This window comes from Adlercreutzia agrestimuris (assembly GCF_943193125.1).
In the GTDB taxonomy this organism is placed as follows: Bacteria; Actinomycetota; Coriobacteriia; order Coriobacteriales; family Eggerthellaceae; genus Xiamenia; species Xiamenia agrestimuris.
Genome location: NZ_CALPCX010000001.1, coordinates 36,261 through 59,714 on the forward strand (window position 1 = coordinate 36,261; position 23,454 = coordinate 59,714).

Here is a 23,454-nt window from a genome sequence, read left to right on the forward strand (position 1 = left end):
CACAAAGGAGTAAACATGCTGACAAACAATTTCTTGGGAGATACCGTAAGCCGCCTTGGTTTTGGCGCAATGCGGTTGCCAATCATCAATGATGACCAAGGAAATATTGATCAGCATGCCCTTGATGCTCTGGTTGATGTTGCACTGCAGGCTGGTGTCAATTACTTTGACACCGCGTACCCCTATCATGCAAATATGTCAGAGATCGCCCTCGGAAAATCACTTGCTCGCTATGCTCGTGAAGAGTTTTTCTTAGCGAGCAAGTATCCGGGGCATCAAATTGCTGAGATTTATGACCCAGCAGCCATATTTGAGGAACAGCTGCAAAAGTGCGCCGTTGAATACTTTGACTTTTACCTTCTTCATAATGTCTATGAGGCATCCGTTGATGTCTACACTGATGAACGCTGGGGCATTGCAGATTATTTTATTGAGCAAAAGCGCTGCGGACGCATTCGCCATTTTGGCTTTTCATGCCACGGCTGCCCTGATAATCTCGCGGCGTTTTTAGCATACGGCGAAAAGAAGTATCGCGAACTCGCCAAACATGACCCGCAAACAGCCGCCCTCTTCGCGGGCAACAACATCATGGAATTTTGTCAAATCCAGCTCAATTACCTTGATTGGTCGCTTCAGCGTGGTGAAGAAAAATATCGTCTTCTTCATGATGCAGGCATCCCGATTGTAGTCATGGAGCCTTTGCGCGGAGGTAAGCTTGCGCAATTGCACGAGAATCAAATGCAGCCACTAACACGGACTGATCCAAGCAAAAGTGCTGCTCAGTGGGCATTTGAGTGGCTGTTGCAGTTCGAGGATGTCAAGGTGATTTTGTCCGGTATGTCAAACCTTGAACAAATGATGCAAAACTGCAGCACCTTTGCTTACAAGACACAGCTCTCCCCTGACCAAGAAGCGCTTCTCTTCAAAGTGGCAGAATCGCTGAAAAGCGGTGTTGCCTGCACGACGTGTCGGTACTGCACTGAGTCATGCCCGGCGCATATTGACATCCCCCTTATGATGCAAGCCTACAATGACTTAGCCTTTGATAAAAACTTCACTGTAAGCATGCAGATGGACGCAGTTCCTTTTGGGCAGCGTGCAGATGATTGCATGAAGTGTGGAGCATGCACGCACATGTGCCCGCAAAGCATTGACATCCCTACCAAGCTTAGTGAGCTTGCCGCAATTCTTGACAGCATGCCAAGCTGGGCAGAACTTTGCAAGCAGCGCGCCAAAGCAGCTGCGAAAACGCGTAAATAGCATTTTGTGCACACGTGCTGTGACCAACCGCCACAGCACGTGTCTTATTTCGCAGAAGCTGCAGGACTTTGAGGTTTATATACCTCTTTGGTGCGGCTCAATTCAACATAGTTTTGCTCGCAGTCTTTTGCTAATTCGCTTTGAAGAAGCGCTGAAAGCTGCGGTTTTTCATCCTTAAGACGCGCATAGCGGTTTTGTCCATCCAAAAACGGTGGAAGTCCATCTTCGGTATCAGGAGCCGCAGAATCTAATATGAAGGGGTTTTCCCCTTCATCCGCGCGCGCAGGATTAAAACGCCAGAGCGGCCAATACCCCGAAGCCACCGCTTCTTTTTGTGCGGGCACAACAGAATGCATCCCCGCTTTAAGCCCCCAGGAAATACAGGGACATAAACAAATAACAAGAGAAGGACCAGGATAGCTTTCTGCTTCACGAAGGGCAGTAATAACTTGTTGCATATTTGCGCCAAGACAGACATGCGCCACATAGACATAACCATATGCCATCATCATGCGACCGAGGTTTTTCTTCGGCGTTGCTTTGCCATTGAGCGCAAATCCCGAAACACTACCAAGCTGCGTTGCTTTAGAGAGTTCGCCACCGGTGTTTGAGTAGCCTTCGGTGTCTAAAACAAGCATGTTGATATCTTCACCACTAGCAAGAACATGATCGATGCCGCCATAACCTATGTCATATGCCCAGCCATCGCCACCAACAGCCCAAACACTCTTCTTTCCAAATGAAGTGCCGTATTCAAGCATCTCCTTATAAGGCGCAACCCCTGAAAGCTGAGCTGCCACAATTTTTTCTTGGATGGCCTGCCCAACGCGATACGAAGCATCGCCGTCATTTTTGACGACTTGCCACGTCTTGAGTAGCTCCGCTAGATCTGCTGGAGGCTGGTTTACCTGATTGGATGCAAGCGCCTCTTGCACGAGTGCTTCCAAATGACCTCTGCGAATCTTAATGCCTTTATGAATGCCATACCCATATTCGCCATTATCTTCAAACAGAGAATTAGCCCACGCAGGCCCATGCCCGTTGGCGTTGGTGGTATAGGGCATAGCGGGCATATAAGCACCCCAGATGGATGAACATCCGGTCGCGTTTGCTATCACCAAGCGATCGCCAAACAACTGGGTAAGCAATTTCACATAGGGCGTCTCACCGCATCCCGCACAGCAGCTGGAGAATTCAAGAAGCGGTTTTTGAAGCTGCGTTCCAGGCACAGTTGTGGGTGGCACGAGAGCGTCTTTGAGAGAAATGTTGTTTTGAGCAAAAGCAAGATTTGTCTTCTGCGTCTCAAGCTGTGTTGCCAAAGGCTTCATATTAAGCGCATGACCAGGGCAGTTAGTTGCACACGAACCACATCCTACGCAATCCTGAGGATACACCTGAATGCGGAAATGAAGGTCTGTATGGTCTTTAAGCGTTGCTTGTTTCGTGCCATAAGACGCAGGGGCACCGCTCAGTTCCTCATCCGTTGCAAGATAGGGACGAATTGCCGCATGAGGACAAACAAGCGAACACTCATAGCACTGCACACATTTTTGCCTATCCCATTCAGGAATCGCAAAAGCTACGCTTCGCTTTTCAAGAGCTGTCGTTCCGAGGGGAACCGCCCCACTTGGATTGAATTTAGAAACGGGAAGGTCATTGCCTTTAAGCTCTTCCATGGGCTTAAAAACTTCTTCAATATAAGCATCTTCATGGGTGCCAAGCGCATCCATTGCAGTTTGTACGCCCGCGGCATCCCCACCCGCACTCAAAGTTGCCCAATCTGTTGGATACTTGATCTCTTTAAGGCATGCCAGCGTTTTATCAACAGCCTCAATGTCGCGTTGTATAACATCGGCTCCTTTAGAAGCATACATCTTTGCAATGTCGCTTTTAAGGTGCTTCAGCGCTTCATCAAAATCCATAACACCCGTAAGCTTGAAGAAGACCACCTGCATAATCATGTTGATGCGTGCACCCAGTCCACACTCTTCAGCAAGTTGCGATGCATTGATGTTATAAAATCGCGCCTTTTTCTTCGCAATATCACTCAGCAAATCCGCCGGGAGATGTGCTTGCAATTCTTGCGCTGACTCCCAGGGCGAGTTTAGAACAAACACCCCACCCTCCTTCAGCGCATCAAGCATATGGTAGCGTCTACGCGAAGCATAAATATCCTTATGGCATGCCACATAGTCAGCTTGATTGATGAGATAAGGCGAATGTATGGGAGCATCTGCAAACCTGAGATACGAGATAGTCAAGCCACCCGATTTGCGCGAATCAAACCAAGCATAATCTTGGGCATACTTGCCACCATAATCTCCCACGATACGCGCTGCTTGCTTGTTGGCGCCAACCGTACCATCAGATCCAAAGCCATAAAAAATGCACTGTGTTGCTTCTCCAGGAAACGTATAGATCGGCTCACCCAGATCAAGCGAAGTGTGTGTCACGTCATCTATGATGCCTACAGTAAAACGCTTTTTTGGCGAAGACGCTGCCATGTTATCGAAGACCGCTTTTACCATGGTGGGCGAAAAATCCTTTGAAGATAAACCATACCGACCACCATATACGCGTATAGCACGCTGTGAATCCAAAACCGCCATGCAGACATCTTGGAAAAGCGGCTCACCCTGGCTACCAGGCTCTTTGGTTCTATCTAACACGCTTACTACACGCGTTGTTGCAGGCAGTGCATCCATAAGATGCTTTGCAGAAAATGGTCTATACAAGCGAACCTTTACCAGTCCGACCTTTTCACCCTTATCCACCAAGTAGTTGACCACCTCTTCCACGACATCACAAGATGAAGCCATGGTCACAACCACACGCTCAGCATCAGGAGCGCCAACATAATCAAAAAGATGGTATTGTCGTCCACTGACGCGTGCCACTTTGTCCATATTTGCTTGTACGATATCGGGCAGGGCATCGTATAAAGGATTAGCAGCTTCGCGATTCTGGAAATAAATATCGGGATTTTGTGCCGTTCCATGCATAACGGGGTGCTCAGGATCTAACGCACGCTGTCTAAATTGAGAGATCTTGTCCCAATTGACAAGCTCAAGCATGTCTTGCGGATCTAAAGCATCAATGGTTTCTATCTCATCTGACGTACGAAATCCATCAAAGAAGTGCACAAACGGAAGCGAAGCGTCAATTGCTGAAAGATGTGCGACCCACGATAAATCCATGCACTCTTGCACTGACGCAGAACCAAGCATAGCTACGCCTGTTTGGCGCACCGCCATAATGTCTTGATGATCTCCAAAAATTGACAGGGCATGCGTTGAAAGCGACCTGCACGTAACATGAAAAACTCCGGGCAAGTTTTCTCCCGAAATCTTATACATGTTAGGGATCATGAGCATAAGCCCTTGCGAGTCAGTGATAGTTGTTCCTAATGCACCACCAGCCAAAACACCGTGCAACGCACCAGCCACACCCTTTTCTGACTGCATTTCTTTGACATCTACCGTCTGGCCAAAAAAGTTTTTTTGCCCGTCATATGACCATTGTTCAATTGTCTCAGCCATATGAGAAGCAGGCGTGATTGGAAAAATAATTGCAGCATCCGAAAGCGCATAGGCAGCATAGCCCGCAGCCGTCATGCCATCCAAAGCTCTTTTAGTTTGCGTCATAATAACCCCTTGCAACCCTACAAAAAGAGAGCGGATTGCGCGAGCTTGCCTCAGCCCAATCCGCTCTCGATAACTTTTCGTGCGTTTTAACCAAACATGTGAAGAATAATAGGCATAATCCACACGATGAGAATTGCAGTTGCAGCAAATCCAACGGTTGACACTGCAACTGTTGATGCGCCTTCACGTACATAGATGTTGTAGCGAGACGAAATAATGATGCCCGAGAATGCAGGCGGAAGGGCAACTGCCATAACCAGCATTGACAACTTATCACCTTCACCGGCCATACCGCATAAAATACCTGCAACAATAAAGACAGCAGGCGTTAAAATCAAACGGAAAAACGTATTCCAAATTGTCTCCTTGCCAATGGAGAACTTAACCGTTGAAAGCGCCAGACCAGCTGCCAAAACAGCAACACCTGAATTAGCCTTTGCAATCAGATCAAAACACGGATCAAGCTCAGGCGGAAAATGAATTCCCAATACAACAAGCAAAACAGCCAAAAGCGGAGACCAGCATACCGGCTTTTTCAAAGCATCAAGAATAGCCTTCACATTAGGATTCATATGCTTATCGGGTGTACGTTTGCCTCGATTCGATGAAGCGGCAACATCAACTTCACCTTTTGGCGTTAGCACATCGTGTAGCTTGCCTTTCGCTTGAGCAGGATCATCGGCTTTGACGCCCTCGCCTGTAGTGTGCGCTTGTGCGCTTGCACCTTGAGGTGTATGAGCTGTTGCGGAAGCTAACGCTTTTGCCTTATCTTTGCTTTGGCCAAGGTTGATAAGATAAAAACCAATAGGAATAGTGATAGCGTTTACCACAATTGAAACAATTGCGATTACTAAATTGGTATCTACTGAGTTGCCATAAATAGGGTCAAGCACCGCAAATCCCAAAAAGCCAATAGTTGGCGAACCTGCAATCAAAGCACAGATAGCAGCTTCTTGCGTTGAATGATGGAAGAGTTTCTTGCATAAAAAGAAGCTCAGCATAAACATGCCAACCACACCCACCACCGACAAAATGGTAAGCGTTAAGTCAGAGACAAGCATTTCTCTTGTTGCTTTAACAATGGAGACAAAGAGTGCCGCCGGCAAAGCAATATCAAGTACAACCTTGTTCAGACCCTGGCGTTGATCGTTGTCAAAATAGCGCAATTTACCGCAGATATAACCCAAAACCATAATGACCAAAATGGGGAGAATGTCATTAATGAGGATTTTCTCCATGGTTACCTCCAATCAAACTATGCGCAGGTAAAACGTGCTTACTTTGCCTGTGTTTGAACAAGCTTGCCGTCAATGACCTCTTCGTTTAGGTCCTCACACTCAGAATGAGCAAGCGGTCCAACAACCGGAATGGGGTTCAAATCCGAAATGTGACCGCTCTCAACACCAGCATGAACTGAAAGTTGCACATTAATAAAGCACGGTTTTTTGGAAGCAAGCGCTTCAGTAAGCATTGATTCCACGTCATCCATCGTAGTAGCGAAGTAGCCCGTGCCACCAAATGCTTCAATCATCTTTTCGTAGTGAGCAGTTGCGTCCAGTGTCAACGGAGACGGATCTCCCGACGTACCAAGATCTTCAAAGTCGCCACGATAAATACCACCATTATTTAAAACCATAAAGGTAATAGGCAGGTTAAAGCGGCATGCTGTCTCAATTTCCATGCCATCAAAGCCAAAGGCTGAATCACCATGGATAGACAAAACCGACTTGCCCGTTGTCACTGCTGCACCGATAGCATAGCCTGTGCCAATACCCATAACGCCCCAAGTGCCACAGTCAAGACGATGGCGCGGAAGGTACATATCTACAATGTCACGGCAATCATCAAGGGTGTTTGCGCCTTCGTTTACCAAGATCACATCATGGTTTTTATCCATAACCTTTTTAACTGCACCAAGTGCGTTATAGTGATTAAGCGGTTGTGTTTCTTCTTGGGTCTTCGCTCCAAAGCGAGCATTGTTTTTGGCAGTATCAGCCGCAAGCAAATCAATCCAGTCCTGAGAAGCATGAATGTCATATTTTGCCAAACCTTCATTGAAAAGCTTCATTGTGGACTTGATGTCGCCAACAACAGGGCAGGCAATATAGCGCGAGTTGTCAATTTCGGTCGGGTCAATGTCAATCTGAATAAACTTGACATCCTTATTCCAATGCTTGCCTTTACCAAAGTTAAGCATCCAATTCAAACGAGCACCAATCATCAACACCACATCGGCAGTGCGCATTGCTAGTCCGCGGCACGAAGCAGTTGACTGCGGATCGGTATCAGGCAATAAGCCCTTCGCCATTGACATGGGTTGATATGGAATACCCGTCTGATGAATAAAGTTTTGGATTTCCTCGTCGCACTGAGCATAGGCGGCGCCTTTGCCTAAGAAAATTAGTGGGTTTTTCGCATGAGCCAACAGCTGTAACGCCGCATCCACCGACTCCTGCGCAGGAATCATAGCAGGTGCCGGATCGTTAACCGCATACAAAGCAGCCTCAGCAGCAGCTGCATCCATGGTCTGACCAATCATAGTATCGGGCATAGAGATATAAACGCCGCCTGGACGACCTGAGCAAGCAGTGCGAATAGCGCGCGCTACACCAAGCGGGATATCTTCCATGTTGTCAATACGATAAGCAGCCTTACAGAAAGGTACTGCATATGCGCGCTGATCAAGGCCTTCATATTGACCTTCATACAAGTCAACTGTTGAACGTGATGATTCGCCTGAAATCATGATGACAGGAAAACCGTTTTCGGTTGCTTCTTTGAGCGGAGCCAAACCGTTTAGAAAGCCTGGTGCTGAAACCGTCAAAAATACACCCGGCTTGCCCGTCAAAAAGCCCTGCGCAGCAGCCGCGTTGCCAGCATCGGCCTCGTGGCGCATGCCAATATAGCGAATGCCTTTTGCTTGAGCAATGCGAGCGAAATCAGTAACCGGAATACCAACAACACCATACATTTTATCGATACCATTTTTTATAAGAGCAGCCACCAAATAGTGAGCGCCATCCGTAAGGTTCGCCGTTGTCTGGTTGGTAGCAGTTGCTGTAGCCATAGAAACCTCCTAGAGTTGCATCTCAACGACTCGTTGCCTAAATCATTGTAAGAAAGTCAACTCTCAGGTGATTAGTTATCGCTTTATTGCTACAGCTCCGTTGTCGCGCGTCATCCGAACCGTTACAGTTCTTGGCAAAGAAAGCACTCCTGTTGCCGTAACGTCATTATTCTATCGTTTTGCTTTGATGTATCCACTCCACTGAGCCAATGTCTTCAAGATGCAATATACCCTGGTCATATACGAGTCTTGTCACTGATGCATTCTGAATTTTGAGAGGCGTATTCACCCGAGCACGATCCAATAAATATACGAGTGTTCGAACGATAAACGCATGGGTAACAGCCAAGACATTACCGCCGCCCTTTTGCTGAATCTCAGATCCGACTTGCATAAAAAACGACCGCAGACGTTGCTCGATGACATCAAAACCCTCTGCACGCCCCGATGTATCTGCACAAGCCAATATGTTTGCTACCTCAACGAGACGCTCATTGAGTTCAGAAAAAGGCAGTACTTCGCCAAAGCCTTGCGCTAATGTTTCACGAAGACGATCCCCCGATCCGCCTTCAAGGTCTCCATAGCACCATTCGCGCAGACGAGAATCTGCAACACACGCAATCCTTTGATGAGGCTGCATATGACGCGCAGTTGCTTGTGCATCCAAAATAAGTGTGGCGGTATCTTTTGCACGCTGCGAATCACTTGCATAGGCACTGACAAATTCAACGTTTGCCAACCCCGCACCTAAGGCAGACGCCACACGCCGACCTTCATCAGTGAGCGGCGAATCACACCATCCCTGCACGCGATTCTCAACATTAAAGAGTGTCTGCCCATGACGCACCACATAAAAGACGACAGGAGCTTGCTTTGAGGAGGTTTGAGCTGCAGTCATGTCTACCCCTTTCGTCTTACCGATCTGCTTACTCACAAATCATACCAGCGTTTAGGCAAGTCGCTTGCTTGCGATAAAATATTGCTCACACGATATAGGACTTAGGGGGATCATATGGACGCTACGCAAGTTCGTTACCTGGAACTGCTCTCTCAACTCTTTCCAACCGCCAATAAGGCATCTGCCGAAATTATCAATTTGCGCGCAATTCTCAATTTGCCCAAAGGCACGGAGTTTTTCGCTTCCGATATTCATGGCGAATTTGATGCCTTTTCTCATATTTTGCGCAACGGGTCTGGCTCCATTCGCCTCAAGATTGACGATGTTTTTGGGGAAGATATTACCGACGCAGAGAAGCGCTCACTTGCAACGCTGATTTACTATCCGCGCGAGAAAATGGAGCTGATTCTGAGCCAGACCGATGATGAGGTTGCATGGTTCAACGAAACGCTTCCCCGTCTGGTGGCGGTATGTAAACGTGCAGCGCAAAAATATACGCGCTCTCGCGTTCGTCGTGCATTACCTAACGACTTCGCCTATCTCATTGAAGAGCTCATGAATGAAGACGATCACGGCGTTGACAAAAAAGCTTATTACGCTGCCATCATTGAAGCCACCATCAGCACAGGGCGCGCACTTGAATTGGTGGAGTCGCTTTGTTTGCTTATTCAGTGGCTTGCTATTGACCAGCTGCATATCATTGGAGACATTTATGACAGAGGACCAGCGCCCGACATCATCATGGAGACACTCATTGATTATCACGACGTTGATGTTCAATGGGGCAACCACGACGTAGTCTGGATGGGTGCTGCCCTTGGTCAGCGCGGCTGCATTGCGCATGTGGTTCGTAATTGCGCTCGCTATGGCAACCTATCAATCTTAGAAGACGCCTACGGCATTAACATCTTGCCACTTGCATCTTTTGCCCAAGAAGCTTACAAAGACGACCCTTGCGTAGCGTTCGGTCTTAAGGGCAACCCAGATCTCTCTGATGCTGAGCGTGAGCTTAATATCAAGATCCAAAAAGCCATGGCCATTATTCAATTCAAGGTTGAAGCTAAACTCATTGACGACAATCCTTCGTTTGGTCTTGAAGACAGAAAGCTTTTGGACAAGATTGATCCAATTCGCAATACCGTCGTAGTTGATGGCATTGAATACGAGCTTACTGACACGGTCTTTCCAACTGTTGACTGGAATGATCCTTACGCATTAACACCTGAAGAAGAAGAGGTGATGCTACGCCTGGAGCAAGCCTTTATCAATTGCGAAAAGCTTCAGCGTCATATGCACTTTTTCCTTGAGCATGGCTCCCTTTATAAGATTCACAACAATAATCTTATGTTCCATGCGTGTGTACCCCTCAACGAAGATGGCACCTTAAAAGAAGTGGAAGTCTTTGGTAACACCTATGCCGGTCGCGCCCTCTATGACGTCATGGAATCTTATGTTCGCGCGGCATTCTTTGATCCTGATCCCGACATGCGCAAACGTGGTGCAGATCTCATGTGGTATATGTGGCTCGGGCAAGGATCACCGCTTTTTGCCAAAAGCAAGATGGCAACATTTGAGCTTTATCTTATTGCAGACAAAGCCGCACGCAAGGAGGTCAAAAACGCGTTTTACACCCTCATGGACAATGAAGAGGTATTCGCCAACATTTTTGAGGATTTCGGGATGGACCCCCACCTTTCCCGCATTATCTGTGGGCATGTTCCCGTTAAGGTGAAAGATGGCGAAGACCCCGTCAAATGCAATGGCCGCGTGCTCACAATTGACGGTGGGTTCTCGCGCGCATACCAGCCCACCACCGGTATTGCTGGCTATACCCTCATCTCTAATTCGTACGGATTTATCTTAGCTGCCCATGAACCGCTTGAATCTAAACAAGCAGCTGTTGAAAAAGAATTGGACATTCATTCATCTCGTCGGGTTGTCGAGCGCGTTGATACACGCACACTTGTGGCAGACACCGATACAGGAGCCAAGCTCAAATCACGCATTGCTGATTTGGAACAGCTCCTAGAGGCGTATCACACAGGCGCTATTGCCGAAAAAGCGTAGGCGCAAAAGCTGTCATTTAAGCTTGATAGTTATTCAAGAAGGCCTTTGTTCGTTCGTGCTGAGGATGGTTAATCAGCTCGGCGGCAGGGCCTTCTTCTACGATCACACCGTTATCCATAAAGACAATATGATCGGCAACATCACGCGCAAAACTCATCTCATGAGTCACAATTACCATGGTCATATGCTCTTCAGCAAGATTGCGAATAACGCGCAGCACTTCTTTAGTTAGTTCAGGATCAAGAGCGCTTGTTGGCTCGTCGAAGAAAAGAATATCGGGATTTAGCGCAAGCGCTCGTGCAATAGCAACTCGTTGCTGCTGACCTCCCGAAAGTTCACAAGGAACCATGTCTTCTTTTCCTTCAAGCCCCATTTTTGCAAGCAAGACGCGCGCTTGCTGCATGACCTCTTCTTCCGAGCGCTTCTGAACATGCAAAGGCGCATCCGTGAGGTTTTTCATAACACTATAGTGTGGAAAGAGATTGAAGTTCTGAAACACCAGACCGAAACGTGACTTGGCTTCTTTTTGCACCGCCGCATCAGCGTAGCGAGCGTGTCCTTCTGAGTCGTTCTCTGCAACAACAAGATCACCGTATGCCAATTTGCCACTATCAAGCGTTTCAAGAAGCGTACAGCAGCGAAGCAGCGTTGACTTGCCGCCACCCGACGGGCCGATAACCCCAACAACTTCGCCTGGCTTAACAGAGAGGGAAATATCGCGCAAGACAGGCGTTGTGCCAAAGCTTTTCTGTGCATGCTCAAGACGTAAAAGGGGCATATCCGACATGGTGATTCCTTACCTATTTAAAAGACGTAATGAACGTAACGCGTATTGGTACTAATCGTGATAGTAATCAAGGCGCTTTTCAATGCGCGTCAAAATCACTTCAACGATAAAGTTAAAGATCCAATAAATCACACCCGCAATAATATAAGGCACAAGCGACACTTCAGATGCCGCAAGCGCTTTTGCCTGGGAGAACGTTTCCATGATACCCAAGACAAATGCAAGAGAGGTATCTTTGACCAACGTGATTATTTCATTGGACATAGCAGGCAAAATTCGCTTAACAACCTGAGGGAGCACAATTTTGGTAAACGTTTGCAAGCGCGAATAACCGAGCACCTCTGCCGCTTCGTATTGTCCCCGCGGAATTGATTGAATACCGCTTCGGTATATTTCGCCAAAATACGCAGCATAATTAAGAATGAACCCTACCGAACAGGCAATATATTTCCAGTCAGAGCCCATTTGGAGTCCAAAGAGATAATAAGGACCAAACATGAGCGCCATGAGCTGCAGCATAAGAGGCGTACCACGCATAACAGATATATAAAAACGTGTCACTATAGCAAGTGGTTTGCACTTGCTCATCCGACATAGCGCCACGACAACGCCTAAAGGCAAAGCACCCACTAACGTTGTAAAGAATATCTGAATTGTCAGCACCAAACCAGAAAGCAAGATGCCCATCATGGTTGCAAACTCCACGTTTGCTCCTCTCGAAAACACGGGCGAAAGGTGTCCCTCTCGCCCGTTACACTTCACGTTTTACGATCAGCTAAAAGCTCATGTATCACGAGCGCCTATTCTAGCACCCAATTGTCATAGGTCAGACCCTGGTCGGCGTATTTGTCGCAGAGCTCTTTGACAGTGCCGTCAGCATTCAGCTCTTTGAGCGTTTCAGTTACTGCAGCAGCGCGCTCGGTATCACCCTTTGCAAATCCTACCGCATAATGCTCGCTTGAAAGTGTGCCAATTTGCTTAAACATATCAGGTTTTGCTGACATCTGATAAGCGGCAATAGAAAGATCACATGCTACTGCATCAACAGCACCTGACTCCAGCTGCATAAACGCGTTGTTGTAGTCACCAATTTGCTGCAAATCGGCAAAAGTGGCAGCCAGTTCGGCTTGTCCGCCCTCTTCAGCATCTTCATTGGTCAGCACGTCAAGAGCAGCTGAATCAACTTGCGTCATGACTGTTTTGCCATTCAAATCCTCAAGAGAATCAATGCCGCTATCAGCGCGAACTACGACAACTTGCTCATTGAGCATATACGGATCTGAGAACGTATATTTGTCTTCACGCCCTTCAACGGTAAAGCCGTTCCAGATGCAATTAATGGAACCACTCTCAAGCAAAACGTCTTTCGTGTCCCAATCAATGGGCTCAAGCTCTAACGTCCAGCCGTTTTTATCGCAAACCGCCTTCGCAAGATCAAGGTCAAAGCCGGTAAACTCACCATCGGTACCAACATATCCATAAGGCGGATAGCCCTGATCAAAACCAACAACCAACACGTTGTCTCCGGTAGGCTGCTCCTCAGCACTGCTACAACCAAAAAGCGCAGTGGCCGAAAGTGCCAAAAGAGCACCTGCCACAACCGCAACCAGCTTTTCCTTCATGAGATGACACCTATCCCCTCCTGCCGCACAACTCTGCGACATCACATCTTGTCTTTTAAGCACATCTCAAAGATGCACTTTATCACGCTAAAGTAGCTTGGCATACTTTAGCACACTAGAGTGCCCACATACAAACACTTTCGCAAAAAACAAGGCTCGATAACCCGTATCGAGCCTTGCATGGCTTATCTTGACGTATGTTGCCTAAAAAATAATGGATGAGATAAGCGTCCTTACTATGCGCGCCATTCCCCCGAATCATTAAAGAAGTACCACGCGCCTCCGATATTAAGCCATCCGGTAGCCATGGCGCCATTCGAGCGCAAGTAATACCAGGTTGAACCTAATTTCAGCCAACCGGTATGCATGGCACCATCTGACGGCGTCAAATAATACCAGATGCCATCAACACGCTTCCAGCCCTCTGCCATAGCGCCGTTAGAATTGAGGTAATACCACTTTACTCCAACCTTGACCCAGCCTGTTGCCATTGCGCCGTTACCGTGAAGGTAATACCAGGTAGAACCTAGTTTCAACCAACCCGTACGCATAGCTCCATCCGACGGCGTGAAATAGTACCAAACACCATTAATGCTCTTCCAGTCCTCTGCCATCGCGCCATTAGAATTGAGGTAGTACCAAGTTGATCCCAGCTTCAACCATCCAGTTTGCATCCAACCATCAGCATCAAAGTGATACCATGCACCATTGATGTGCTCCCAAGCATTACGCGTAAACGAGCCATCACCGTGTCGATACCACCAGCTTCCGTGTGACAAAATCCATTGGTTTGGTTGTGTGGTCTGTGCAGGCTGCGTTGGTTCAGCCGCCGGCTTTTCGTATACCGGATAGACATAAAGTACACCACTTGCATGAGATATTGCTTCGCCAACTTTCCCACCCGATGAAGTTGACCATCCTAAAAAACGCAGCGCTTGTCCATCAACCCATTTAGCTGGAACTTCACCACAGTAGAGACGCGCAATATCAGATCCGCTCACCGATGCACCCTCTTGAATCCCAACACGCTCAAGAACCGTAGATCCATTGCTTGAAAGATAACAGAGTTCAGCAGTATTCGTGGTCCACGCAAGTTCAGGCGCACCATTGGCATAGGCACTGTAAGCAAATGAGGTTCCAAGATAAGGCACAATGGTGCGCAGTTCAGAAGGAGCAACCGGGATAGCCACAGGCACAGCCCTCACATTTGAGCCGTTTGCCTGTTTAGGGGCAGTATTAAGCCAATAGCAATTGCGTTCAGATGACTGACCAGGAGCCTGAGAATATCCCACAAAGGCGCCTGAGGCACAGCTTTGCGCCATTGTCGCATTCGCGTTTCCTGTGTTGTACGATTGCTCTATTGCAAAACGTGAGCCAGTACCACCAACAATGCCCCCAGCAAAAGCATGCGACGTAGCGCCTGTTGCCACTGCCCATGCCATACCAGAATTAAAGCTCTGTTCAACTGTAAGCGTGCTTTCCGATTGCGCCACATAACCAATCAGGCCACCTGCATAGGCTGCATCAGTAAAGCTATAGCTTCCACCCTCAACCGATGAACGATTATACGATTGACTCATCGTTGTTTGCGCCACCGCCACACCAATCAAGCCACCAGCAAACTGCTCTGCTGAAATGGCGGCTTGGTTTGCGCAACGCAAAAACGTTGAATAGCCCGAAACACCCGTTGGTAGTGCCATAGAGCCAACAATGCCACCAGACCGAATAGCTCCTTGTACTGCCTGTTCGTTAAAACAGACCTCAAAGTTAGAACCAACTGATTCACCCACAATGCCGCCCGCTGCACGAGCAGGACCAGACACGCGCCCCGCATTTTGGCATCCCAAAAACGAGCAATTGCTTGCATAACCAACAAGGCCTCCAACGAGACCCGTTGCACTGGTGCCCGTAACGCTTACTGAACTTACGCAGTTTTGAAATGTTGAATTATTCGCAGATCCAGCAAACGCTGCCGCAACACCAGCAGTAGCGCTGCCCTCAATTTCCAAGTTATAAAAAGCGGCGTTTTCAACCTTGCCAAAGAGTGCAGCTCGCGAAGAGGTTGACGTCATGCCATAAATACCAAAGCCTTGGCCGTCAATGGTTCCTTCAAAAGCCCCATCTGTCTTTGCTTCCCACAAAAGCGGCTCGCCGTTTGCGTTTGTTTGGTTAAGGTAAATGTCATTGGTAAGATAGAACGTAGAGCCCGCAAAAGACTGCGTGGAAAGCGCCGCAGAAATATAAGCAAGCTGCTCTGGAGTGGAAATTGCATACCGACCCGGCCCTTGAAACCACGTAGCATTTGCGTACGAATCCCAGCTGTTAGAGGTTGCAGTAAAAGCTGCTTTCTCCCCTTGATCCAAAAGAACAATAGGCTCATCTTCTGCAGCTTCTGCATCAACAAGAGGCTCTGTGGCTTCATCTGCCTTTTCAGGTGCCTCGGTTTGTGCGAATGCCACGCTCGGTGTAAGGGTTGTTACCAAAGCCACGCTCACCACTATTGAGAACGCGGATTTCATCATGTGCTTCTTCATGCATTACCACCACTTTCTGCAACGCATATTCTGCAACTGTACTTGAGACAAGCAGCATAAAAGAAAACCTTCTTGCTCACCCTATTAAAGCAGATCAGCAAGAAGGTTCCGCGTAACAGTTTAGTGTCTAGGTTGTACGCTCTTAGATCAAATCTCCCGCGGCTTTTACTTTTACCCGGTTCGTGTTCCCCGCATAATAAGCAAGCGGCACGTCTTCGGCATCAATAATTTCAACCGTGCCAGGTTGCGCACCCGCAGCAACGGCAGCTTCAATGGCAGCCTCGCGCGCTTGCTCAAGGGCCTTATCGCGTGGCACAACATCATAATCAACAAGCGCTTCATACGTTCCCGACACCTTTGAGATGGCCGAGCCAATAGCATTTGCGCATCCCGCAAACTCAGGAGCAAAAACATGCGCAGTACCAGCCAGATCTTGCGGCAAAACAATAGCGCCGCCACCAACAAGCACAACATCAATCGGATCGCTTGAGACCTTCATCATATCAATGGCATCTTCCACAAGCGTTCTGATCTCAGCAAGTGCTGCCTGCGCAACTTCAAGGGGAATCTCGCTCACAAAGTCAGGATTTCCTACCTGCGCCATACCAAGACGAACTGCAATGTCGGTAGCCGTAAGCGTATCTCCACCGAATACCAAAGCGCGCTCAGTAATGGCATACCCTACTGAATCAGGACCAACGCTTACCGACACATTTCCTTGCCCATCATCTTCTAAAATGCGAACAATTGAGCCGCCGCCCAGACCAATAGAGATAACATCGGGCATACGGAAGTTGGTGCGCACGCCACCGATGGTAACCGCCACACCACTTTCGCGCGGGAAGCCATGTGCCAAAACTCCCAGGTCAGTAGTAGTGCCACCTACGTCAATAACAATAGCATCGCTTTGCTGAGTTAAGTAGCTTGCACCGCGAATAGAGTTCGTCGGACCACAGGCAATGGTCAAAATGGGATAACGACGTGCATGCTCCATAGTCATGAGCGTGCCATCGTTTTGCGACAGATATACTTCAGCGTTGGTGACGCCTTTATCTTCAAGGCTTTGCGCAAACCCATCGGTAAAACGCTGAGCCACGTGGTTGAGTGCAGCATTCAGAATCGTCGCATTTTCGCGCTCAATAAGCCCCATAGAGCCAATTTCACTTGAGATTGATACGCGAACATCTTCGCCCAAGACCTCACGCGCTATCTCAGCAACGCGGATTTCGTCGTCGTTTCGCACCGTAGAAAAGACACACGAGATAGCAACCGAGTCAACCTTGCCTTTTACGCTGGCAAAGAATTCGCGACATGCAGCTTCGTCAAGCGGAGCCAAACGCTTGCCGTCATACTCAAAGCCACCCTCGACAATGGTTGAAGCAACGCACACCGCCGCAATGTCATCTGCCCAGTCAACCATTGGAGGAATGCCAACGCTTGCCGGAGCACCAATACGCAGTACTGCAATGGGCGCAAGATGCTTTCGCTCAACGATAGCGTTTGTGCATTGCGTGGTGCCAAGCATAGCTTGCGTAACTTGATTGCGATCAATACCACTCTCGCTCAGCACGGCTTCCATGGCACCCATGATGCCTTCGTAAATGTCTTCAGAGGTAGGATGCTTTATAGCAGCAACTACATTAAGTTCGTCATCAATGAGTACCGCATCAGTGTTTGTACCCCCAACATCAATACCCAATTTATACATGTGATGCACCCTTTCGCAAGCAACGCTCTTCAACGGGAATATAGTCAGTATCTAAGCCAAAATAACGCGGCCCTACTAATTCAATACCAGCAGGCTCACGCCACATCCAATAACACTCAAGCCCAACGACAAGTACGCGCTTGCCATATTTGAGCGCATCGGTGGGAACAGGTGTAAATGTTTCAGCGTCAACCAAGCAGATAAGATCAGGAACGGTGGCTAAAATCTCGCCATCCACCTCACAGCTTAAGTTTTCATTCTGGAAGGCAATAGAAGCCTGACTGCCCTTATCCTGACCGATCCCCTCAAGCACCACGCGACCAAAATTAAACGCACCACGTGTTTCGCGTAAGACGTCTACGATCTTGCCCTTAAAAAGCTTGTGGCCGCCGGTAAACTCTAAGAAATGCTGTTCGGGAGTCAACCCAGCAGCTGCCGCACCATCCTTAGCGGTGCGAATTGCTGCACCAAGCTCTTGACTGCGCGTCAAAATGCCATGCACGCCATACTTCTTAAGCGTCTCGGCATCCATGCAAAACAAAGCAATAGTAAGCGTTCCACCACACGTCATTGTGGCGGCGCGCGCGATGTCTTCTGTCCATTTGTTTGTCACCGTTGACAAAATGCCCGCATTGCCCTTTTCATCAATGAAAGCCATAGGGCTTGCAGATACGCCACCAATTGAGAAAGTGACCATTTGCAACTCTGGAAATGCGCGACCCATTCCGTCGGCATCTACAAGCGGAATACCCAAACGGGCAGCAGCCGCTATCGGAAGCATAGAGTTTACGCCACCAGCCTCAGCGGGCATCGTTGCATAAACCGGCTTGCCGAAAAATTGTTCCACCATGTCAAAAAGGCGACGAAACTCATGTGCCCCTACGCCCTTTTCAGACAAAATGGTAGGCGCACCCATGGATGCCGCGGGCATAATAAAGGCGCCATCGGGAACCTCATCTGCACTGATAAGTTTCACCGGTCCACATTCCTTGATAGCCCCAATAGCGGTTAACTTTCCCACGTATGGGTCTCCACCGCCACCTGCACCTAACAATGCCGCACCTAAGGCAATGTCTTCAATCTCTTCTATTCCTATTTCACGCATGCCTGCCCTTTCCTGCGCAACGATCGTTCACTACAAAACGTATCAGCGCATTGTAGCGCAAAACCTTCGCTTCCATTGCTCTTCTACCGAAACATAGTCAATATCAAACCCAAACCACCCAGGACCGCCCAAGGCAAGTCCTTCTGGTGTACGCCACGCTTCATCACACGCAAGCCCTATCAATAAAACACGCTTGCCGTAATGCAGTGACTCAGTAGTAATTGGCAAGAAGGTATCAGCATCCACCAAGCACACCAAGTCAGGTACACTGATAACCACATCGCCTTCTATTTCGGCATAGAGATTCTCGTTTTGATATACGACCGATCCCGTTTTGCCCTTATCTTGTCCAATGCCTTCAAGAACTGCTTGCCCAAAATTGAAGCCATCTCGTGTTTGACGCAAAACATCAGCTATCTTGGCATGCATGAATAGATAAGCGCCCGATTCGCGCAAAAAATACTCTCTTGGACTTAAGCCATGCACCTCCGATGCGCTTTTAGCTTGGCGAATAATTGCACCTAAACGCTGCGCTAAATCAACCGTTCCGCGCACCGCGCATTGCTTCATTTTTGCGCCAGTCATAGACGCTCCCATATTGATAATTGCGCCACCCGATGCTGATGTTATAGCTCTGCCAATGGTCTCGGTCCAATCATTATCAATAGTCTCAATAACGCTTCTATTTCCCTTTTCGTCCACAAAAACCATCGGTGTTGTAGGAACGCCGTTTAAGCAGTAAGTGTCCTGCTGCAGCCCTGGAAATGCACGACCCATTCCATCAACATTTACCACCGGAATGCCAACGCGCGCAGCTGCCGCAATTGGCACGAGCGAATTAAGACCGCCCGCTTCAGCAAGCACAAAGGCATCAATTTTCTTGCCTAAAATACGCTGCAAAAAGTCATGCGCTATTGCATACTCTTTTCCATTGACACCCTTCTCAAGCACCACCGACGGCGCCCCGACGCTTCCAATGGAGGCAACCGTCCACTCATCTGGCACCTCCTCAGCATCAAGAAGTTGCACCGGTCCACATTCGCGAATTGCCGTTATGGTTTCAAGCTTACCCATGTAAGGATCTCCACCACCGCCCGCACCAAGAAGTGCAGATCCAGTAGCAATGTCAACCACATCTTCGCAATCAATGAAGCGCATGGCGCAATCCTTTCGCTTGTCGCTCTTATTGTTTTGGCGTGCGAATACACACCGAGCCCGAATAGGTGGTTTGGCCACTCAGCTTATAAACCACCACATAGGTAACTATTGAAATTATGAGACCATTAACAGGCCCTATCAAAAATGGATGACTGAGCCACACCAAACCGGGGAAAGCCTCAAATGCGCCTCCTGTAACAAGTGCGCCAAATAGTCCGAGCACCAAAGCACAAACACCCGGCAAAGACACTCCCTCACACGCCTGCACATGACTTGGGCAAGCTTTGCGAATGATCCAGTAATCAGCAATCATTACACCAGCCAACGCCGGAGCAATTGCTGAGAGCACGGACAACCATGTTTGAAACTGATCCAGAATTCCTCCAATTGCAAGGACAATGCCCACCAAACCTGACACCAGCGTAGTTATTTTTGAGCCGCTCTCATCTTGTCCCAACATGACCGCAAAACCAAGACCTGCCGAATACACATTACCTGCGTTAACAGTCCAAGCAGAAAGAACCAGAGCAATGAGACCAATCAAGGGCAAACCAATTGAGTTCATAAGAACTGCTACATCATCAATTCCTGTCACAATTGCCAATGCTGCAGCTGCCATAAGCGCGACAAAGCCAGCGGGAAGCACACCTAAAACCGTAGAAAGTACCGCAGCCTTTCGAGAGGGTGCAAAACGAGCGAAGTCGCCCGCAGTACATCCAGCAAAAGCGTAGAGACCAATTGCCATTTGTACCCCTGCTATAAAGCCGATGGCATCACTGGGAGCTACCACATAACCAAAAAGAACATCTACCGAACCAGCTTGTATTAGCGCATATGCCACACCATATATGCACACCGCCATAAGCAATGGTGCCGCAATGGCGCTCACCCATTTCAAGCCATCAAAACCAATCACCGCCGTGATCAGCATAAGTGCCCCAAGCGCTATTGAACATATCTGTGGAGCAAGCGATATCCCGCATACATCATTGAGCATAAACGAAAGCGACGCGCCGCAAACGGCTGTCTGTACGCCAAACCACCCAATGGTCACAACACCCACAATGAGCGCTACTATATAGCGCGCACCAGCCTTACCAAGACCAGGGGCGGTCAACACCGCCGTGGGTAGACCCAAATCGCTTGCTTGCATGGCAATAAAGCTCATATAACAGACAACAAACCCGTAGCCGCACAGCACCGCAAGCGCTGCTCCTGAAAGCGCCATGCCAATCCCTAAGGCTGCACCAACCATAAGCGTGGGCGCACTAAACATGGCACCTGCTCGAACCAGTGCAATAGAGCCCCACGATTTTCTCTCGTCTTCAGAAATGCGCAATCCAACATCAACAGGCAACTGTTTCTTTGCGTGCTTGTTCACATTCATGTGACCGTTCCCTTTCGCGCAATTTTCCCAAACGAAAGTGTATTATAGCGAGCAACCCTCACGCTCCAGCGTGCATGCTTGTCAGAGGAAAGGTTTAGTCCGTGGATATCACCCTTCATTCAAATCGCGTTTCTCCTCGCATATCTCACACCACCCACAATGCTACACCGCCGCTCATCCTCCTTCATGGCAACGGCGAAGACGCAAGCTTTTTTTCACATCAGATGAATGCGCTTAATACCACGCGCGAGGTTATTGCACTTGATACGCGGGGGCACGGCAAGTCGCCACGAGGTTGTGCTCCTTTTACCTTAGCCCAATTTAGCGAAGACGTGCTGGCTTTCATGGATGATAACGAGATAGACCGTGCTGATATTCTCGGTTTTTCTGATGGTGGCAATATTGCTCTTATCCTTGCGCTCACGCATCCTGAACGCGTAGGAAAGCTCATCCTCAACGGCGCAAACCTTGACCCTTCTGGTCTAAAGCTTTCCGTGCGAGCCTCCATTTTGCTGCACTTTTATCTTACGAAGGATCCTGCCGAAAAAGAACTCTTAGCGCTGATGGTTAATGAGCCGCATATTCCCCTTTCAGCACTCAAAACGCTCTCTGCACACACCCTCGTCGTTGCGGGCACCGACGACATGATCAAGCGTACGCATACCGAAGCCATAGCCCAAGCACTTCCCCATGCCACACTTGCCTTTATTGAAGGGGATCATTTTATTGCCGCCAAAAACCCTGATGCGTTTAACAGGTGCGTACTTAGTTTTCTTGAAGATTAAAAATATCGCGTTTCAAAAAAGCATCTGCTTGCAGCAGTTTCTTAGTTTGCCCCTTGCCCCTCAAATGTTTGGTCAACAATATCTTGCAAAAGAGTGGCGCTCAGGGCACCAGTCACATAGCCATATACTTCTCCATTTGCTGAGATCATAAAGGTTGTTGGAAAAGCGCTAATACCATAGGCTGAGAAAAACTTCCCTGTTGTATCCATTAAGACGGGGTAGGTTATTCCCTGCTCTTCAATAAATGCTTGGAGCTCTTCAACTGAAACATCGGCTGCAGTTGCGTTGCCCTCAGTTGCGGGATTAGCTATGCCAAGGACTACTAAATCTTGCGTGTTTTCGCCATATTCTTGATAGAGCGCTTCAATATCAGGGATCTCTTGTTTGCATGGACCGCACCAGGTAGCAAAGAAATTCAACAGTATGACTTTTCCTTGATATTGGGAAAGCGTATGCGTGGTTCCATATTGATCTTCAAGCGCAACATCAGCAAACGGCGCTATGCGAGATTGATCAGCAGAACTGGTGTTTTCATCAGGTGCTGCACCCGTTTTATCTTCTGGCTGGCCTGATGATGCTTCGCTTTTGTTGTCGGTCGTATTATTGTCGTCGTGCTGGTTGTCCTGCTTGTCTTCGGTAGCCTCTTGCGTTTGGGATACGCTTGGAGTTTCTCCAAACGAAGACAAGTAACTACTCAGTCCGTTCATCCACCCTGTAAGCGTCATAACACCCATAACAATCAAAAGTGCTCCACCAATTTTGACCGTATACTTCACCATATTCGTGTGCTTTTTAAAAAAGCGTAGCACCTCATTGGTAAAAAGCCCTACCGCCAAAAAGGGCAGCACGAATCCCAGTGTATAAACCCCGACAAGCACAAAGCCATAGAGTGCTGACGCACTTGAAGATGCCATAAGCAACACACTTGCAAGGACTGGTCCTACACAAGGAGTCCATGCAAAGCTGAAAGTGAAACCGAGCACTAAAGCAACAAGCGGATTCATAGCAAACTTATCAAGGCGAAATGGCAATCGGTGTTCGGTTTCCACCACACGCGACTTGCCAAAGATGCCAATCATATACAAGCCGAAAGCCATCATCACGATGCCAGCAATGACTGAAAACACTTTCTGGTTTGCGCTGAAAAATTGCCCCAAAACACTAAAACCAAGCCCCAACAGTACAAAGGTAAAACTAATACCCAGCACAAAACACAAGGTGTTGATGAGCACCTTTTTGCGCGGATATTCAAGAGTGCCGTCCTCGTTGTAAACAATTGTTCCACCAGCCAAATATCCCATATAAAGCGGAATAAGCGGCAAAACACACGGCGAAAAGAAGCTTACAATTCCTTGAATAAAAACGGTCAGAGCTGGCACGCTGACGTCAAGGGACAATCCCATGTTTTCTCCCTCTGGGTTCGGTGGTAGTT

16 protein-coding genes are annotated in these 23,454 nt (G+C 48.3%); 3 read left to right on the forward strand and 13 right to left on the reverse strand.

Annotated features, from left to right (window positions below; genetic code table 11):
• Positions 1-15: 15 nt before the first annotated feature.
• Positions 16-1,260 carry an aldo/keto reductase gene (locus NFR28_RS00130; protein ID WP_251177811.1) on the forward strand — a complete coding sequence of 415 codons (1,245 nt, stop codon included), beginning with the start codon at positions 16-18 and terminating at the stop codon, positions 1,258-1,260.
• Positions 1,261-1,304: 44 nt separating this feature from the next.
• Here the strand turns inward: NFR28_RS00130 and nifJ are convergent, their stop codons facing one another.
• The 4 genes from nifJ to NFR28_RS00150 form a co-directional block, all read right to left on the reverse strand.
• Positions 1,305-4,904, reverse strand: a complete 3,600-nt coding sequence (gene nifJ, locus NFR28_RS00135) for a pyruvate:ferredoxin (flavodoxin) oxidoreductase (RefSeq protein WP_251177812.1) — start codon at positions 4,902-4,904, stop codon at positions 1,305-1,307.
• 86 nt (positions 4,905-4,990) lie between these two features.
• Entirely contained in the window at positions 4,991-6,142 is a 1,152-nt protein-coding gene (locus tag NFR28_RS00140) for an AEC family transporter (RefSeq protein WP_251177813.1), read from the reverse strand.
• 38 nt (positions 6,143-6,180) lie between these two features.
• Positions 6,181-7,971 carry an oxalyl-CoA decarboxylase gene (gene oxc, locus NFR28_RS00145; protein WP_251177814.1) on the reverse strand — a complete coding sequence of 597 codons (1,791 nt, stop codon included), beginning with the start codon at positions 7,969-7,971 and terminating at the stop codon, positions 6,181-6,183.
• 166 nt (positions 7,972-8,137) lie between these two features.
• A complete protein-coding gene (locus NFR28_RS00150) occupies positions 8,138-8,869 on the reverse strand; it encodes a histidine phosphatase family protein (RefSeq protein WP_251177815.1) in 732 nt (243 codons plus the stop codon).
• A gap of 114 nt (positions 8,870-8,983) precedes the next feature.
• Between NFR28_RS00150 and NFR28_RS00155 the strand changes: the two genes are divergently transcribed.
• Positions 8,984-10,936: a fructose-1,6-bisphosphatase gene (locus NFR28_RS00155; RefSeq protein ID WP_251177816.1), complete on the forward strand. Its 1,953-nt coding sequence runs from the start codon at positions 8,984-8,986 to the stop codon at positions 10,934-10,936.
• Between the two features lie 16 nt (positions 10,937-10,952).
• On the opposite strand, the gene NFR28_RS00160 is transcribed toward NFR28_RS00155, so the two are convergent.
• The 8 genes from NFR28_RS00160 to NFR28_RS00195 all read right to left on the reverse strand — a co-directional run bounded on the left by NFR28_RS00160 (position 10,953) and on the right by NFR28_RS00195 (position 21,237).
• Positions 10,953-11,723 (reverse strand): amino acid ABC transporter ATP-binding protein, encoded by a 771-nt coding sequence (locus tag NFR28_RS00160; RefSeq protein WP_251177817.1) that lies wholly within the window; start codon positions 11,721-11,723, stop codon positions 10,953-10,955.
• Positions 11,724-11,774: 51 nt separating this feature from the next.
• Positions 11,775-12,428: an amino acid ABC transporter permease gene (locus NFR28_RS00165; protein ID WP_251177818.1), complete on the reverse strand. Its 654-nt coding sequence runs from the start codon at positions 12,426-12,428 to the stop codon at positions 11,775-11,777.
• A gap of 95 nt (positions 12,429-12,523) precedes the next feature.
• Positions 12,524-13,345 (reverse strand): transporter substrate-binding domain-containing protein, encoded by an 822-nt coding sequence (locus tag NFR28_RS00170; protein ID WP_251177819.1) that lies wholly within the window; start codon positions 13,343-13,345, stop codon positions 12,524-12,526.
• A 236-nt stretch (positions 13,346-13,581) separates the two neighbouring features.
• Entirely contained in the window at positions 13,582-15,867 is a 2,286-nt protein-coding gene (locus NFR28_RS00175) for a PspC-like choline-binding domain-containing protein (RefSeq protein WP_251177820.1), read from the reverse strand.
• Positions 15,868-16,021: 154 nt separating this feature from the next.
• The gene (locus NFR28_RS00180) at positions 16,022-17,587 is read right to left on the reverse strand and encodes a hydantoinase/oxoprolinase family protein (RefSeq protein ID WP_251177821.1); all 1,566 of its coding nucleotides are present in this window, start codon (positions 17,585-17,587) and stop codon (positions 16,022-16,024) included.
• Positions 17,580-18,692 (reverse strand): DUF917 domain-containing protein, encoded by a 1,113-nt coding sequence (locus tag NFR28_RS00185; protein ID WP_251177822.1) that lies wholly within the window; start codon positions 18,690-18,692, stop codon positions 17,580-17,582. Before NFR28_RS00185 ends, NFR28_RS00180 begins: the two co-directional genes overlap by 8 nt.
• Before the next feature lie 42 nt (positions 18,693-18,734).
• On the reverse strand, positions 18,735-19,850 hold the full coding sequence (locus NFR28_RS00190) for a DUF917 domain-containing protein (protein ID WP_251177823.1): 1,116 nt from the start codon (positions 19,848-19,850) through the stop codon (positions 18,735-18,737).
• A 25-nt stretch (positions 19,851-19,875) separates the two neighbouring features.
• On the reverse strand, positions 19,876-21,237 hold the full coding sequence (locus tag NFR28_RS00195) for a cytosine permease (RefSeq protein WP_251177824.1): 1,362 nt from the start codon (positions 21,235-21,237) through the stop codon (positions 19,876-19,878).
• A gap of 101 nt (positions 21,238-21,338) precedes the next feature.
• On the opposite strand from NFR28_RS00195, the gene NFR28_RS00200 reads away from it, so the two are divergent.
• A complete protein-coding gene (locus tag NFR28_RS00200; protein ID WP_251177825.1) occupies positions 21,339-22,022 on the forward strand; it encodes an alpha/beta fold hydrolase in 684 nt (227 codons plus the stop codon).
• Between the two features lie 41 nt (positions 22,023-22,063).
• Here the strand turns inward: NFR28_RS00200 and NFR28_RS00205 are convergent, their stop codons facing one another.
• Positions 22,064-23,425 (reverse strand): cytochrome c biogenesis protein/redoxin, encoded by a 1,362-nt coding sequence (locus NFR28_RS00205; protein WP_251177826.1) that lies wholly within the window; start codon positions 23,423-23,425, stop codon positions 22,064-22,066.
• Positions 23,426-23,454 lie beyond the last annotated feature (29 nt).